Source organism: Consotaella aegiceratis, assembly GCF_036541425.1.
Lineage (GTDB): Bacteria > Pseudomonadota > Alphaproteobacteria > Rhizobiales > Rhizobiaceae > Consotaella > Consotaella aegiceratis.
Map to the genome: position 1 here is coordinate 1 of NZ_JAZHFT010000032.1, position 15,531 is coordinate 15,531.

Here is a 15,531-nt window from a genome sequence, read left to right on the forward strand (position 1 = left end):
CGTTCAGCGCCAAGAGGTTCGTCTGGAAGGCGATCTCGTCGATCACACCGATGATCTTCGAAATCTCTTCCGAGCTCTTTTCGATCTCGGCCATCGCCTCGACCGCCTGGCCGACGATGGCGCCGCCCTTTTCGGCGTTCTTCTGTGCGGTCTCGGCGGAGTTCTGGGCACGGCCGGCGCTTTCGGCCGTCTCGTTCACCGCCCGCGTCACCTCGGTCAGCGCCGCCGAGGTCTCCTCCAGGCCGGCGGCCTGCTGCTCGGTGCGCTGGGCGAGATCGTTGGTGGCCGAGTTGATCTCATCGAGACCCGAGCGGATCGAGCCGATCGAGCCGATCACCGAGCCGAACGTGTCCTCCAGCTTTTCCACCGACGCATTGAAGCGGCCGCGAATTTCCTCGTATTCGGGCGCGACGGGCCGCTCCAGGCGCACCGTCAGGTCACCCTGCGACAGGCGGTCGAAGCCCTGCTCGATATCGCCCACAAAGGCTTCCAGGCGCTCGGCCTTCTCGTGCTCCTCGGCGGCCTGGCGCGCCTTCTCGGCCGCCTCTCGTTCGCGGGTGGCCCGGGCTTCCGCCTCCAGGCGCTCGCGTTCGATCGCCGCCTGCTTGAAGGTCTCCACCGCGCCGGCCATGGCGCCGATCTCATCCTTGCGGTCGACGGCCGGGACGATGACCGACTTGTTGCCGGCCGCGAGATCGCGCATCGTTTCGGTAATGCCGCGGATCGGCTTGGCGATGGCGCGATAGAGAACCCAGCCCAGGCCCACCGCGAGCAGGATCAGCAGCAGCATGCCGGCACCGAGCACCCACTCGGTGGTCTTGGCATTTTGCATCTGCTTTGCCTGGGACGCCTCGGCGGCCTTCTTCTTCAGGTCCCAATAGCCGTCGAGGATCTCCTCCACAGGCTCGATATACTGGTCCGCGACACCGGAGGTGAGAATATCGACGGCCTGCGGGTAGGTCGCTTCGCTGCCGGACAGGGCAATGACCGGGTCGGCGACATGCTCGTGCCAGTTGGCCATCGCGGTCTCGAGTTCGTCCAACCGGCCGAGGACGGCAGGATCGTAGGCCGCAGTGCGAATGTCGTTCACCGCAGTCTTGAAGCGCTCGTAGTGATCCTTGACCCGCTGCGCATAGTACGGGTCCTTGGTGATCATGTAGCCGCGCAGCGACCCTTCCTGGCGGGTGACGGTAAACCGCGCTTCGATCGCAGCCAGCGCAACGGCATTATCCTTCTGCGCTACCAGGTTGGATCGTTCGACACCGAGGACGTTGCCGAAGACGACGGCCCCCATGACGGCCGCGCCGACGACGATGACGACGAAAGCCGCACCGATCTTCCGGGTGATATCGATATCGCTGAAACGCATACTCAAGCTGCCTCATCGTCATGCGAAGAGGTGCAGCGTCGATCGGCCGCACCTGACAGGCGAACGCACACTCTGCTCTGTCGGTCGCGACCTTACGGTGACGACTCCTAAGTATTGGTTACATCGAATGTCTAAGGGAAGCAGCGTCGTTGCCCGATAGCCCGGCTCATATCGTCATCTCGACCGCCAACGCCGGGCTCGGGGCCTGCATAATCACCGCAGATTCAAATAAACGATTTTTGGGAGAAATGTATCTCGCGATTTCCATTTGCCCCAAGCAGCAACTCGCCGCGTCCGTTACCCACGATAAAGGATGTCTTACCCATAATAAGCTAGACGTATCAATGACGCTTCCGCATCGTCGCTTGAGATCAGGTGCCTCGGCGCCGATATTAATGCATGGCGATAGGCCCTACGTCAGCGCCCAGCCGTGGACGGCATCCGGCTGACAACCCGCTTGAGGCTATGCATCGAGGCGGTCACGTTGGCGCAGTCGTGGATCGCGGCCTTCAAATCGTCTTCGTCGACCGGCTTGCCGCCCTCGATATGGTGAAGGAATTCGCAGATCTTGGTCGTGCGCTCGTTGATATGATCAATCGCGCTATCCAGGTTCTTCTTCATCGGGGTCAAACTCCCTGACCGCTTTCGGTATTCGTTCCAGAAAGGCGGCACGAACCGGACCGCGTCGGATCACCACAGACGCTAGGCATCGGGCGACGCATTCATGACAGTGTGAAGCGTTTCCACCAGATCGGTTTCGAGACAAGGCTTCTGGCAGACGATCGCATTCGGATATCGCATCGACAGAGCGGACCGCTCGCCATGGCCGGTATGGAAGAAAAACGGGATGCCCTTGGCAGAGAGCACGTCGGCAACCGGGAAACACTCCCGGCCAGCGAGATCGAGGTCGAGCACCGCGCCGTCGAAATGACCGTCCTCGGCAGCCGCGATCGCCCGCTCGATGGTCGGCGCGCAGGCAACACTTGCCCCGCGGCTCTCCAGACTTGCCTCCAGGTCGATCGCAATCATGAACTCGTCCTCGACCACGAGGATTCTCTTTCCGTCCAACCGTGTCAGCATCAATCAGCGATACCTGTCACTTGAAGCCGCCCCCCGCGGGCCTACTCAACTCTGTTTCAACTCAACGGCTCCAGCCAAGCCGCCTGAACGGGAACGCTCGGGCAGCGCTGCTTCGGGTGAACGTCTCAAGACCGGTCTGGTTGCACGCTCCCGGCGAGAAACACCGAGAGCGAGGTTAACGGCCTAAGGGGCCATATCCCGGATCGCGAGGGGAGACGGAACCCTGGAAAAACCTTTCCAGAAAGCGCGCCATATCCGACAGTCTTTGCTCTTGCCAGCCCTTCGCCAAGTCGTTACCTCCGCGGCAACGGGCTGATAGACGTACACAAATCGGCCGTCCTCAGGGCGGCCGGCGTCGAGTGTCCGCTCATCGCAGGAAGTTCGAGGACCCCAGATGACCTACGTCGTGACCGACAACTGCATCCGCTGCAAATACATGGATTGCGTTGAAGTCTGTCCGGTCGACTGTTTCTACGAAGGCGAGAACATGCTCGTCATTCATCCCGACGAGTGCATCGATTGCGGCGTCTGCGAACCGGAATGCCCTGCCGAGGCGATTAAGCCGGACACCGAACCCGGACTTGATTCCTGGCTCAAGCTCAATGCGGACTATGCCGCGCAATGGCCCAACGTCACCATCAAGCGCGATCCGCCGACCGATGCCGAGGAGCATGACGGCGAAGAAGGAAAGCTGGACAAATATTTTTCGCCGGCCGCCGGCCAAGGCGACTAGAGCAGCGATCGCCTAACCTGCAAGGCCCGTCGCGCCGCCCCCGCCGGCACGACGGCGAATTGCCATGTATACAGCGCATGGTAGGATTGCAGCTACGTGAACAATCCTTGAATTTCGACGCTAAGTCAGGTATCATTGTTGCCACAGTCGAGCGAAAAGTGCTGCGGCTCCTGAGCGGTAGAACGCTCGAGGCTCCATCCGGAAGGACGTTTCCCAATTGGGCTCCGATCATCGCCAGCCATCGGGCTGGGCGGTATTCATGGGCCTTTGGGGCATGTTGCCAACAGAGCCGACTCGACTGTGGTTTCGCCATGACGGCGGAGCCCACACATCACCGGCGGTGCGAAGCACCGAAGCGTGTCTAGCGGCTCTCGCGGCCGGGCACAACAGGGAGTTTTGAAAAGCGTATGAGCAGTCAGAAGAAGGCGTCTCAGCGGCAGGGTTTCAAGACCGGAGAGAGTATCGTTTATCCTGCGCACGGCGTCGGCCAGATCGTGGCCATCGAAGAGCAGGAAGTCGCGGGTCTGCGCCTTGAACTCTTCGTGATCGACTTCGAGAAGGACAAGATGCGGCTCAAGGTCCCGGTGGCCAAGGCTGAAGCGGTGGGCATGCGCAAGCTGTCCGAGACCGATTTCGTCGAGCGCGCGCTGAAGATCGTGCAGGGTCGTGCCCGCGTCAAGAAGACGATGTGGAGCCGCCGCGCCCAGGAGTACGACGCCAAGATCAATTCGGGCGACCTGATCGCGATCGCCGAGGTCGTGCGCGACCTCTATCGGGCGGATACGCAGCCGGAGCAGTCCTATTCGGAGCGTCAGCTCTATGAGGCTGCGTTGGGGCGGATGGCGCGCGAGCTGGCGGCCGTCAAGGAAGTTTCCGAGACCGAAGCCGTTCGTCTGATCGAAGTCAACCTTAACAAGGGTCCGAAGCGCGGCGCGAAGGCAGACTTCGCGGACGAGCAGATGGACGCAGACGCCGACGCGGGAGAGCAGGAAGAGGCTGCCTGACAGCCCTTCCGGCGTGGCGGCAGCGAGCCGCCGAAGCGTTTTCAAGAAGGCTGGCCGCGAGACTTTCGCAGCCGGCCTTTTTTGTTTAGTATTGCCGGTGAAGCGTTTGGAGAATCGACAGGAACCGTTCCGGCTTCCTTGCCCTGAATCGCCAGCGCACTATTTTCCTCCAAAAAGTTTGCCCCTTCGGGAACGTTTCGAAAGAAGCCGCGTTCCGATGACGTAGGCTGCGTGGTTCTTGCTCTGCGCACCCTGCTCCCGGCCATTACGGTCAGGCTCGTCACTGGAGGGTTAGCGATGAAGTCTCAATCCACACGCCGTACGATGATCAGGGCCGCGATGGCGGCGCCTTATCTTCAGCGAGAGGAAGAATACGAACTCGCCGTCAGGTGGAAAGAGCATCGCGATCAAGCGGCCCTGCACAAGATCACCTCCGCCCATATGCGCCTCGTGATCTCCATGGCGGCGAAGTTCCGTCATTTCGGCCTGGCGATGAACGACCTGATCCAGGAAGGCCATGTCGGCCTTCTGGAAGCCGCCGCCCGCTTCGAACCGGAGCGCGACGTGCGCTTTTCCACCTACGCCACGTGGTGGATCCGAGCCTCGATCCAGGACTACATCCTGCGCAACTGGTCGATCGTGCGCGGCGGCACGTCCTCGGCGCAGAAGGCGCTGTTCTTCAATCTACGGCGGCTGAGGGCCCGCCTGAGCCAGGGTTCCGAGAGCCTGTCCGGCACCGCGATGTATCGCGAGATCGCCACCGCTCTGAAGGTGTCCGAGGGCGACGTCGCGCTGATGGACTCGCGGCTGTCCGGTCCCGATTCCTCGCTCAACGCCCCTCTGATCGAAGACGAGTCGGGTAGCGCCGACCGTCAGGATTTTCTGGTGGCCGACGATCCGTTGCCCGACGAGATGGTATCCAGCGTGATTGACGACGAACGCCGGGTGCATTGGCTGCACGACGCGCTCGACGTATTGAGCGAGCGGGAGCTGAAGATCATCCGCGAACGGCGCTTGCAGGACGACGGTGCCACGCTGGAGGCGCTCGGCAGCAAGCTCGGCATTTCCAAGGAGCGTGTTCGCCAGATCGAGACGCGGGCGCTCGAGAAGCTGCGTCACGCGCTTCTCGAGACCAATCCCGACCGCGCGGCCTATGTCAGCTGACGCTCGCCCCCATCGCCTGAAAATTTGAGAAAAGGCCGGTGTCTGCGCCGGCCTTTTTCATTGTCCGGTTCCGTCGAGACGAGGGTTCACCAAAGAATCGATCCACGCGCTCCTGGATCAGCCGAGGGAGCGATCGCTCCGGTTATTCAGCCACGATCTTATAAAGCTCGCCGGCCTTGACCGGATCGTTCACGTCGAGCCCGTTCAGCAAGCGAAACATCTCGAGTTCGCGGTCGACACCGAACATCTTCCCGGCCATCGTCTCGACGGTGTCCTGGGCGCCGGCCTTCACGACGCGAATGCGCAAGGGCTTCAGTGCGTCCTTTTCCTGCGGGCTGAGCAGCCGGAACGATTGCGACACCTGGCCGGCGATGCCGCCGAGTTGGTCTGCCTTGGCGGCGGGCAGCGCGGTGAGGAAGCGGTAGACCTGACTGCCCACCCGCACCACCGTGACGTCGAAGACGTAGTTACCGCCGGAGGCGCGTGCCGACACGGCGTCGAGATTGCCGACCTTTTCCTCGCGCACGCTGTCGCGATCGAGGCCGCCTATCCAGCCGCTTTCGATATAGTCGGTCAGGCTCGTAGAGCGCGGCACGGAGACGCCGTCGAAGCGGATCGCGGTGTCGTCGGGCCCGGTCGCCAGCACCGCCTCGGCCGTGTTGTCGATAACGAAATCGTTCGGCACGGCGAAGGTGATGCCCAGTCCGGGATGATAGAAGCGCGATCCGCGCACATAGCCCTCGGCGGCGGAATCGCCGAACAGCATGCCGTCGATGCCCTGCAGGAAGCGGTCGCGATCGCGTCGCCCGGTGCCTTCCGGCCCGATCTTGCGGGCGTGCTGGCGCGCCAGTTGGATGCGTTGCGGCGTCTGCGGATGGGTGGCCAGGAAATCGAGATCCGGATTGTCGGCCTGGAAGGCGTTGCGGATCTTCGAATAGGCGTCCATCGCCTCCAGGAACCGGGCCGAGGCGTAGGGATCGTAGCCGGCGCGGCCGATCTGCGCGATGCCGAGCGCATCGGCCTGGAGTTCCTGATTGCGCGAGAAGCTGGCGAGGCTGAGCTGGCCGCGGGCCAAGGCGGCACGCCCGGCGGTTTCGCTGGACAGCACTTCGGCGACCACCCGGCCGGCGAGTTCGGCGGCCGCCTCGCGCTGCTGGCGCTCGATGCCGTGGTTGGCCGTCACATGGCCCATCTCATGGGCCAGAACGGCGGCGACCTCGGAGGAATCGGTCGCCAGAGCCAACAGGCCGCGCGTCACATAGAGATAGCCGCCAGGCAGCGCGAACGCATTGACGTTGGGCGAATTGAGAACGGTGATGCGGTAGGCGCGATTGGGATCGTCGCCGACGGCATTGAGCCGACCGACGATGCCGGCCAGCGTCTGCTCGAGCTTGGGGTTGGAGTAGGCCCCGCCATAGGCGGCCAGAATCTTCGGATGCTGCGACCGGCCGATGGACGACTGCGGATCATTCGCCTGAGCCCCCTCGAAGGTGACGGGCTCGCGCGTCTCCGCCGGCAAGTAGCTCGACTGGACCTTGTGGCTTTCCTTGACACTGGCGTCGTCGAGCGCATCCTGAACGGTCGAGCAGGCGCCAACGACCAAGGCGAGCAGCGGCACGACGCCCACGACCAATCGCTTCAGCTTGGCCAAACCGTGTCCCCTCAATTTCCGATCTCCCTCGCCGGCATCCTGGTCGACAGGATCGTTCACGTCGTCCCCCGACGACGCTCTATCCGAAACCCTTCGGTCCGGAGTAGTGAAAGTTCGACACAGGCGTTCAGCTTTTGATCGGATCTTCGACAATTTCGGCTAATTCAAGAATCCGCCAGAATTGCGTCGCTCTGCGGTTGCCGGCGCGTTCCGAGATAGGCCTTCAAGGCGGGCGTGTCGGGGTTGCCCAGGATCTTTTGCGTCGATCCCACCACCACAATTCGGCCCTGATCCAGGAACGCCACGCGGTCGGCGAACCCTGTCGCGTCTTCGGGTTGATGGGTCACCATGAGCACGGTGGCGGCCCTCGCCTCGGCGCGGCCCCGAACCTCCTGCAAGAGGCTCAGCATGTCCCGACGAAGGGCCGGACCCAGCGCCGCAAACGGTTCGTCGAGCAGCAGTAAGGGGCGCTCGCGCGCAAAGGCGCGAGCCAGCGCAACGCGTTGGCGCTCGCCGCCCGACATCTCCCCCGGACGCCGCGCCTCGAACCCGGACAGACCGACGGCGGCGAGCGCGGCGGCGACCCGTGCCTTTTCGGCGCGGCCGAGCCGCAGTCTCGGCGACAGGCCGAGGCCGACATTCTGCGCGGCCGTCAGATGGGCGAAGAGATTGTTCTCCTGGAAGACGAAGCTGATCGGCCGCTCCGCCGGCGGCGCCGCGGTCATGTCCTCGCCGCCGATCAAGACCCGGCCGCCATCGGGCTCGAGAAATCCGGCGACGATGTCGAGCAGCGTCGACTTGCCGGCCCCCGACGGCCCGATGATCGCCAGCCATTCGCCGGCCGGCACGGCCAGATCGAACCGCATCGCGAGGCCTTCATAGGCATAGTCGACGGCATCGAGGACAAGGGCGGGCCGAGCATTGGTCATCGGCGCTCCCCTACCCTGCCAAAGCCCCGCTCGGCAATCGCCATGAGGGCGAGGCAGACCACCCCGAGGATGAGCGCCAGCCCGGCCGCGTCGGCCGTGCGATAGCTGCCCATGCGCTGCAGGAGCAGATAGGGCAGCGTCAGGAAGTCCTGATTGCCGTAAAGCGCCACCGCGCCCAGATCGCCCAGCGAAAGGGCCAGCGCGAAGGCGAAGGAAAGCCCGAGAGGGCGCTTCAGCGCCGGCCATTCGACGTGGCGCAGGCGCGCCAACCCATAGAGGCCGAGGCTGGCCGCGAGCCGGTCGTGCCGCGAGGCCGAGGCGGCGAGCGCCGGCCCGACGATGCGCACGATGAAAGGCATCGACATCACGGCGTTGGTGGCGACCACGACATAAGGTGCCGCCGCGAAGACCTGAGTCACATGCCGGAGCGCCAGAAACCACCCGGCACCGACGACCACGGGCGGCACGACCAGAACCAGACTGCCGGATAGGTCGAACAGCGGCCGCAGGCGCCTCAGCTTCGGCCCGGCCTTGATGCCGGCGGCGCTCGATGCGGCCAATGCCTGGGCGGCGAAGAGCAGCGCCGTCGACAAGAGCAGACCAAGGCTGGCTGCCGCTGCGGCCACCGCGCCGCTGGTGGCGATCGCCCGGCGCACGCTCGCTTCGCCCAGAAGCCGCAGGAGGTCGGCGGCGAGACCATCGACGACGACGGCCAGCAAGGGCGTCACGATGAAGCCGACACCGAGCAGGATGACGATCCCATCGAAGACGCGCAGAGCCGGCGACATCCGGTCATAGCGCCGCGGCCGCCGGCCAAGGGTGAAGCCGCCCAGCCCCTCGCCGCCCAGCCGCAGCATGGCGGCCAGCACGAGTCCGGTCAGCAGAATCTGCGCCAACGCGAGGAACACCGCACGGCCGGGATCGAAATCGTACCGCAGCGCCTGGTAGACGGCGACCTCCAGCGTGGTCGCGCGCGGCCCCCCGCCGAGCGTCAGAACGAGAGTGAAGCTGGTCACGCACAGCATGAAGACGAGGCTGGCCGCTCCCGGCAGCGCGGTGCGGATCGCCGGCCATTCGACCGTCCGGAAGGTGGTGAGCGGATTGAGCGAAAGCTGGCCGGCGAGCTTCCAGCTTTCGGCCGGCACGGCGTCGAGGGCCGCCACCATCAGCCGTGCTGCCAGCGGCATGTTGAAGAAGACATGGGCGATCAGGATGCCCGGCAGGCCATAGATGTCGAGACGCGGCAGGCCGAGCGCCACGGCAGTTTGCGACAGCAGGCCGTTGCGTCCCCAGATGGCGATGATGGCGAGCGCTCCGACCAGCACCGGCAGCGCCTGCGGCAGCAGGAACAGCCGCAGCACCGTGGTGCGCCCGACGAACCGCGAGCGATGCAGGGCCAGGGCGAGCGGCAGCCCGCAGACGAGCGACAAGACGGTCGACAGAAGCGCCTGCTCCAGCGTGAAGCCGGCCACGCCCCAGAGATAGCGGCTGGACAGCACCGCGCCGAGGGATTCGATCGAGCCGGCCTGCACGAGCAGCGAAACGAAGGCCCCGCCGAGGAAGACGGCCAGCGCAAGCACGGCGACAAGTCCGGCCCCGACCCGCCATTCCAGATCCGCAACGGCTTTCACCGCGGTTCGCCTTCCCGATGCCTCACCGCCCCGTTCAGCGCCCCATCGCCTCCAGCCATTCGTCGGTCCAGGCCCGGCGGTTCGCGGCGACCTCGTCCGGCGTGAAGGACAAGGTCTTCTCCGGCATCACCAGCCGGTCGAAGGCCTCCGGCAGGGCGGCGTCGGTCTTGGCGGCCGGCATCATCCAGTTGGTGGTCGGCAGCAGGTCCTGGACGGCGGGCGAGATCAGAAAGGCGAGGAAGTCCCGCGCGAGGTCGGGGTGATCGGAGGCGGCGAGCCGGCCGGCGACCTCGACCTGGATATAATGGCCTTCGTCGAAGGCGGCCGCCTGGTAGCGGTCCGTATCCTCTTCGATCATGTGATAGGCCGGCGACGTGGTGTAGCTCAAGACCATCGGCGTCTCGCCGCCGGTCAGCATGCCATAGGCCTCGCTCCAGCCCGGCGTGACGGTCAGGACGCGGTCGGCCATCTGCTTCCACTTCGCGGCGGCCTCTTCGCCATAGACCTTCTTCATCCAGAGAAGCAGGCCGAGACCCGGCGTCGAGGTGCGCGGGTCCTCGATGACGATCTTCGTCTCGGGATCGCCGGTTACGAGGTCGTCCAGGCTGTGCGGCGGCCGATCGATCGCCTCGCTGTCATAGACGACAGCGAACCATCCATAGTCGAAGGGCACGAAACTCTCGTCATCGAAGCCGCCGGGGACAGAAACGGCCGCCTTGTCGACGTCGCTCGGAGCGAAAAGACCCGTCGCCTTGGCTTCGGCGACCAGATTGGTGTCGAGGCCGAGGACCACGTCGGCGGGCGTCGAACCGCCTTCCAGCTTCAGCCGGTTGAGGATGGCCACGCCATCTTCCAGCCCGACCCATTCGACCGTGCAGCCGCATTGGCCCTCGAAGGCCTCCTTCACCTTGGGACCCGGGCCCCAATCGGCGATGAAACTCTCATAGGCGTAGACCGTGAGCACGGGCTGGTCCTGCGCGGCGGCAGGCCCCGCCGCCACGGCAGCGGACGCCACGAGCATCAAAGAAGCGAGGATCGGACGTGAGCACATGAGCGCCTCCTTGGGTTTCGAATGGGGAAGAGGCGCGTTCGCAAATCACGAAAGCTCTTCATCCCTCCGCCGGTGCGAGCCGGATCAGGTTCGGCGGGTTGGCGGCAAACCGCCTCTCAGCCCGTTCTCGGGCACCCCGTGTGAGCAGCACCAGACTTAGAGAACGAACCGGATGGGGGCAAGCGAAGATGCACGATTGCGCGCCGCCCTCCGGCGCGCTACCAGCGCAATCATGAGCCATTTCGCCATTCTTCTCGCCGGGCCCGTCTGGCCGACCGCCACCCTGCGCGCAAAACTCGCAGGGGCTCGGGTGATCGCCGCCGACGGAGGCATGGCGCATGCCCATGCGCTGGGCATCACGCCGGAGCTCTGGGTCGGCGACTTCGATTCGGCGGCGGACGAGGAGACGAGCCGGCACAAGGACGTGCCGCGCCAGCCTTTTCCGCGCGACAAGGCGGCAAGCGACGGCGAACTGGCGGTGGAAGCGGCGATCGAGCGCGGCGCCACGTCGCTGACGCTGGTGGGGGCGCTCGGTGGGCCGCGCACCGACCACGCCTTCATGAACCTCGGGCTGGCCCTGCGCTATGGTGAGAAGGGCCTGGACGTGCACCTCGCCAGCGGCCGCGAGGAGGCCTGGCCGCTGATCGAGAGCACCCGCCGCTTCGACCTGACGGCGGGCACGGTGTTTTCGATCCTGCCCTTCTCCGATCTCGGCGGCCTCAGCGTCAGCGGCGCGAAATGGCCGCTCGACGCGATCGATCTGCCGTTCCATTCGGTCCTGACGCTGTCGAACGAGGCGCTCGGCCGGGTCGAGGTGACGATCAAGCGCGGCCGCTCCATCGTCCTGGCGCAGTCGGCGACCGTGTAGCGCGCGGATCGAACAGGGTCGCCGATCGGGTCAGGGCCATCCGATCGGGTGTTTGAGGGTTGGCGCAGGCCCTGACTTTGGCTTATGGTGCCGCCGCGTGGTCCCGTAGCTCAGCAGGATAGAGCATCAGATTCCTAATCTGAGGGTCACAGGTTCGAATCCTGTCGGGATCACCAGTTTAAGCAACTGCACCCGCCCTGATCACCGGCCTCACCCGTTCGGCTGGTGAAACCAATCCATTCATAGAAGCTCGCGACTTCAAGGCCTTGTCGACCGGCGGAAAGCGCCTGTGGCGGGGTCAGGCGTAGGGCGTGCCGGCCATGGCTGCCTTCAGGCCGAGGGTTCCCTGGTCGACGATGGCGAGGAAGGCGGTTTTCGCGTCCCTTGCCGACCCTCCCTGTCGAAAGACCCGATGCGCCTGGAGGAAGGCCACGCTCCACGTCGCCAGAAGCAGGCCGGCTGCGAGATGGGCGTCGGGATCGGATGGGTCCCGCCCGACGCGCTCCGATAGCGCCACGGCCACGACTTGCGCGAGTTCATCACGGATCGCCCTGGCGCGCGCCTTCAGGGCCTCGCTGCGTTCGACCGTCTCCACGAAGCTCCGGCTGCCGGCCGAAAACTGGAGAAAAGGGATCCGCTCCGCAACGAGCCGATGGGCCAGCAGGCGCAGCGTCTCGATCGGCGCAACGCCGGGATCCTTCCGCCGCAACGCATTGCGTAGAATCTCGCGCCCTTCCTCGTCGCGGTCGAAGAACATGTCCTCCTTGCGGGGGAAGTGATTGAAGACCGTCATCCGCCCGACATCGGCGGCGGCCGCGATCTCATCCACCGTCACATGATCGAAGCCCCGCTCCCGAAAGAGCTGGTCGGCGGCCAAAGAAATAGCCCGTCGCGTGGCTAGGCGCTTGCGGGTGCGACGGTCGTCGATCGGCTCTGACATCGGGCACCCATAACACGTCCTTGGACCGAGTCCACATTGCGGATTGACACGGGGATGGGTCGAGGCGTAATCATATATGTACTCAGTACATTTTAAAATCCAGTACATATTATTGCGCTGCGAAGACCGAGAGCGGGTTCAAGGCGGAGAACGCATGAAGGCGATTCAATTCAACGACTATGGCGGCGCGGACGTCCTGCGCGTCGTCGAGATCGACGAGCCGCATGCCCGCGCCGGCCAGGTGCGGATCGCGGTCCGCGTCGCCGGAGTCAATCCCTCGGACTGGAAACGCCGGGCCGGGCTCTATCGCGCCTTCGAGGAGGTCGCCTTTCCCGCCGGCGTCGGCGTCGAGGCCTCGGGTGTGGTGGACGAGGTCGGAGCGGGAGTCTCCAACGTTCGCGTCGGAGACGCCGTGTTCGGCTTTGGCCAAGGCACGGTCGCGCAATATGCGGTTCTCACCCACTGGGCGCCCAAGCCCGACGACCTGCCGTTCGAGGTCGCCGGCGGCCTGCCGGTGGTCGTCGAGACAGCGTCGCGCAGCCTGGATCAGGTGGGCGTGAAAGCCGGTGAGACGCTTTTGGTGAGCGGGGCCGCCGGAGGGATCGGTTCGGCCGTCCTGCAATTCGCCCGTCACCGCGGGATCGTCGTCGTCGGCACGGCAAGCGCCCACAATCATGACTATTTGCGCGAGCTCGGCGCCATCCCGACGACATACGGGCCGGGTCTCAAAGACCGCGTCGGCGCGCTCGCGCCCAAGGGCGTGGACGCGGCCCTCGATCTTGCCGGCTCGGGCATCATTTCAGAGTTGATCGATATCGTCGGCGACCCTTCGCGCGTCGTTTCCGTCGCCGATTTCACGGCGCCGCAATACGGCGCGCGGTTTTCGGCCGGCCCTCCAAAAGACCCGGAGCGGATCCTGAGCGACGTGGCGCGGCTTTGGCGCCGGGGCCTGTTCCTTATGCGCGTGAACCAGGTCTTCCCGCTCGAGCGGACCGCGGAAGCGCACGAGGTCAGCGCCAAGGGGCATGCGACGGGCAAGCTCGTCGTTTCCGTCGCCTGAGACCGTTCCTTTTCAAGCTTCCCCCATGAACAAACCGCTGACCGTCATCTTTGCGGCCATTGGTCTCGACGCCGTCGGGATCGGCCTGATCTTCCCCATTCTGCCGCGACTGATCGAGGAGGTGACCGACGCCGCCCACGTGGCGCCCACGATCGGCATCATGACGGCGCTCTACGCGATGATGCAGTTCCTCTTCGCCCCGGTGCTCGGAGTTCTCAGCGACCGGCTCGGCCGCCGGCCGGTGCTCTTGATCTCGCTCGCCGGCGCCGCCGTCAACTATGTGATCTTGGCCTTCGCGCCGCAGCTCTGGATGCTGTTCGTCGGGCGCGCGATCGCCGGCCTGACCAGCGCCAATATTTCGGTCGCCACCGCCTATATCACCGACATCTCGCCCGAGGATCAGCGCGCGCGGCGCTTCGGCCTCTTCAACGCCAGTTTCGGCGCCGGCTTCATCATCGGACCGGTCATCGGCGGCGTGCTGGGCGACGCCTGGCTGCGCCTTCCGTTCATCGCCGCCGCGCTCCTCAATGCCGGCAACCTGCTTCTCGCGCTGTTCGTGCTGCCGGAATCGCGCACGCCCAGCCGCGAGCCGATCGACATGGCGGCGCTCAATCCGCTGCGTCCCTTCCGATGGGTCGTGTCGACGAAGGGCCTGATGCCCGTCGTCGTCGTGTTCTTCGCCTTTGCCGCCACGGGCGAGGCCTACGGAACCTGCTGGGCGCTCTGGGGCACCGACGTGTTTCAATGGAACGGTCTCTGGATCGGTCTCTCGCTCGGCACCTTCGGGGTATGCCAGACGCTCGCTCAGGCCTTTCTCCCAGGGCCGGCCGTCAGGCTCCTGGGCGAGCGTGCCGCCATTCTCGCCGGTGTTTCCGGTGCCTGTCTGGCCCTGATCGTCATGGCCTGCGCGACCCAAGGCTGGATGATCTTCGCGATCATGCCGGTCTTCGTCCTGGGCGGCATCGGCGCCCCGGCGCTGCAGTCGTTGGCGACCCGGATGGTCGACGAGGACCGGCAGGGCCAGTTCCAGGGCGTGCTGGCATCGGCCGTCAGCCTCGCATCGGTTGTCGGCCCGCTTGCGTTCTCGACCGTCTACCTCATGGTCGAGGAGCGATGGCCGGGTGCGGTCTGGCTGTCCGTCGTGTTCGTCTATGCGCTCACCGTGCCTCTGGTCCTGAACCTGCGTCTCGCAAAACCTGGGACCGCCCCGGCCATCTGACCGATCCTGCTCCGTCGACGCGGCAGCTCGCTGCCCGGAGGCGATATCCGGCAATGCTGCGCGGACAACCTCGGCCCGGTCTCATGGGCGAGCTGCCAAGCCCACAGAGGTTTGTCGACCTCCGCCGAGTCGTGTGATCCCGGATGAAGAATGTTGCGTTATAACATCCGGAGCGCGATAAGGCGGTCTCGATCTTTGGATGGAGTGGTCCGATGAGGCTCTCGATGCATCGCCGCGTTCTCTCGCTCATCTCGATCCTAGCCATGGCCGCCCTCGTTCTTCTGCCCGACGCGGCGAGCGCCCACATCATCCAGGGCGGCACGGGCGGTTTCGGCAGCGGCTTCGAGCATCCGCTGACGGGACCGGACCACTTCCTCGCCATGTTCGCCGTGGGTTTGTGGGGTGCGCAGATGGGCGGCCGACCGGTCTGGTCGCTGCCCGTGACCTTTCCCCTGATCATGGTGGTGGGCGGTGTGGTCGGGATTCTGGGGATCGCGCTGCCGGGCATCGAGATGGGAATCGCGCTCTCCATCGTCGCGCTCGGTCTGGCCATCGCCTTTGCCTGGCATCCGCCGGAATGGGGCGCTCTACTGCTGGTTTCGGTCTTCGCGGTCTGTCACGGCTACGCTCACGGGGCGGAGCTTCCGCAAGCCGCCGATCCGGCGGACTACGCCATCGGCTTCGTGGTGGCGACCGGCATGATCCACCTGATCGGCATCGGCGTCGGCCTTCTCCTCAATCGGGTTTGGGAGGGCCGGCTCTGTCGGGGCCTGGGCGGATTGATCGTTCTGGGCGGGCTCTACTACCTTGTCGTCTAGCCGGACCGCCTGGC

Annotated in this window: 15 protein-coding genes, 1 tRNA gene and 1 riboswitch; of the genes, 8 read left to right on the forward strand and 8 right to left on the reverse strand. The window is 65.1% G+C overall.

Translation table 11 applies throughout. The features are described from left to right. The 3 genes from SMD10_RS18595 to SMD10_RS18605 all read right to left on the reverse strand — a co-directional run. Positions 1 to 1,369: HAMP domain-containing methyl-accepting chemotaxis protein (locus tag SMD10_RS18595; RefSeq protein ID WP_331687234.1), on the reverse strand; the 1,369-nt coding region annotated here is incomplete at its 3' end. Between the two features lie 417 nt (positions 1,370 to 1,786). Beyond that, on the reverse strand, positions 1,787 to 1,990 hold the full coding sequence (locus tag SMD10_RS18600) for a hypothetical protein (RefSeq protein ID WP_331687235.1): 204 nt from the start codon (positions 1,988 to 1,990) through the stop codon (positions 1,787 to 1,789). 81 nt (positions 1,991 to 2,071) lie between these two features. Then, a complete protein-coding gene (locus SMD10_RS18605; protein WP_331687236.1) occupies positions 2,072 to 2,398 on the reverse strand; it encodes a response regulator in 327 nt (108 codons plus the stop codon). A gap of 445 nt (positions 2,399 to 2,843) precedes the next feature. Between SMD10_RS18605 and fdxA the strand changes: the two genes are divergently transcribed. The 3 genes from fdxA to SMD10_RS18620 all read left to right on the forward strand — a co-directional run bounded on the left by fdxA (position 2,844) and on the right by SMD10_RS18620 (position 5,350). Further along, positions 2,844 to 3,182, forward strand: coding sequence for a ferredoxin FdxA (fdxA, locus tag SMD10_RS18610; protein ID WP_331687237.1), 339 nt, complete (start codon positions 2,844 to 2,846; stop codon positions 3,180 to 3,182). 407 nt (positions 3,183 to 3,589) lie between these two features. Continuing rightward, positions 3,590 to 4,186: a CarD family transcriptional regulator gene (locus SMD10_RS18615; RefSeq protein ID WP_331687238.1), complete on the forward strand. Its 597-nt coding sequence runs from the start codon at positions 3,590 to 3,592 to the stop codon at positions 4,184 to 4,186. 297 nt (positions 4,187 to 4,483) lie between these two features. Then, the gene (locus SMD10_RS18620) at positions 4,484 to 5,350 is read left to right on the forward strand and encodes an RNA polymerase factor sigma-32 (RefSeq protein ID WP_331687239.1); all 867 of its coding nucleotides are present in this window, start codon (positions 4,484 to 4,486) and stop codon (positions 5,348 to 5,350) included. A 142-nt stretch (positions 5,351 to 5,492) separates the two neighbouring features. Here the strand turns inward: SMD10_RS18620 and SMD10_RS18625 are convergent, their stop codons facing one another. From SMD10_RS18625 to thiB, 4 genes are all read right to left on the reverse strand, one after another. Then, on the reverse strand, positions 5,493 to 7,016 hold the full coding sequence (locus SMD10_RS18625) for a M48 family metalloprotease (protein WP_331687240.1): 1,524 nt from the start codon (positions 7,014 to 7,016) through the stop codon (positions 5,493 to 5,495). A 149-nt stretch (positions 7,017 to 7,165) separates the two neighbouring features. Further along, a complete protein-coding gene (thiQ, locus tag SMD10_RS18630) occupies positions 7,166 to 7,930 on the reverse strand; it encodes a thiamine ABC transporter ATP-binding protein (RefSeq protein ID WP_331687241.1) in 765 nt (254 codons plus the stop codon). Beyond that, positions 7,927 to 9,561, reverse strand: coding sequence for a thiamine/thiamine pyrophosphate ABC transporter permease (thiP, locus tag SMD10_RS18635; protein WP_331687242.1), 1,635 nt, complete (start codon positions 9,559 to 9,561; stop codon positions 7,927 to 7,929). Before thiP ends, thiQ begins: the two co-directional genes overlap by 4 nt. Before the next feature lie 34 nt (positions 9,562 to 9,595). Continuing rightward, entirely contained in the window at positions 9,596 to 10,612 is a 1,017-nt protein-coding gene (gene thiB, locus SMD10_RS18640) for a thiamine ABC transporter substrate binding subunit (RefSeq protein ID WP_432757275.1), read from the reverse strand. 44 nt (positions 10,613 to 10,656) lie between these two features. Next, a riboswitch (TPP riboswitch) is annotated at positions 10,657 to 10,761 on the reverse strand. Between the two features lie 83 nt (positions 10,762 to 10,844). Here thiB and SMD10_RS18645 point away from each other — a divergent pair. Together SMD10_RS18645 and SMD10_RS18650 are read left to right on the forward strand one after the other, a co-directional pair. Beyond that, positions 10,845 to 11,480: a thiamine diphosphokinase gene (locus tag SMD10_RS18645; protein WP_331687243.1), complete on the forward strand. Its 636-nt coding sequence runs from the start codon at positions 10,845 to 10,847 to the stop codon at positions 11,478 to 11,480. A 99-nt stretch (positions 11,481 to 11,579) separates the two neighbouring features. Beyond that, a tRNA-Arg gene (locus SMD10_RS18650) sits at positions 11,580 to 11,656 on the forward strand. 122 nt (positions 11,657 to 11,778) lie between these two features. Here SMD10_RS18650 and SMD10_RS18655 read toward each other — a convergent pair. Beyond that, positions 11,779 to 12,420 carry a TetR/AcrR family transcriptional regulator gene (locus tag SMD10_RS18655; protein ID WP_331687244.1) on the reverse strand — a complete coding sequence of 214 codons (642 nt, stop codon included), beginning with the start codon at positions 12,418 to 12,420 and terminating at the stop codon, positions 11,779 to 11,781. Positions 12,421 to 12,574: 154 nt separating this feature from the next. Between SMD10_RS18655 and SMD10_RS18660 the strand changes: the two genes are divergently transcribed. From SMD10_RS18660 to SMD10_RS18670, 3 genes are all read left to right on the forward strand, one after another. After that, a complete protein-coding gene (locus SMD10_RS18660) occupies positions 12,575 to 13,480 on the forward strand; it encodes an NADP-dependent oxidoreductase (protein WP_331687245.1) in 906 nt (301 codons plus the stop codon). A gap of 25 nt (positions 13,481 to 13,505) precedes the next feature. Continuing rightward, positions 13,506 to 14,699, forward strand: coding sequence for a TCR/Tet family MFS transporter (locus SMD10_RS18665; RefSeq protein WP_331687246.1), 1,194 nt, complete (start codon positions 13,506 to 13,508; stop codon positions 14,697 to 14,699). Between the two features lie 212 nt (positions 14,700 to 14,911). Then, a complete protein-coding gene (locus tag SMD10_RS18670) occupies positions 14,912 to 15,517 on the forward strand; it encodes a HupE/UreJ family protein (protein WP_331687247.1) in 606 nt (201 codons plus the stop codon). Positions 15,518 to 15,531: the final 14 nt, after the last annotated feature.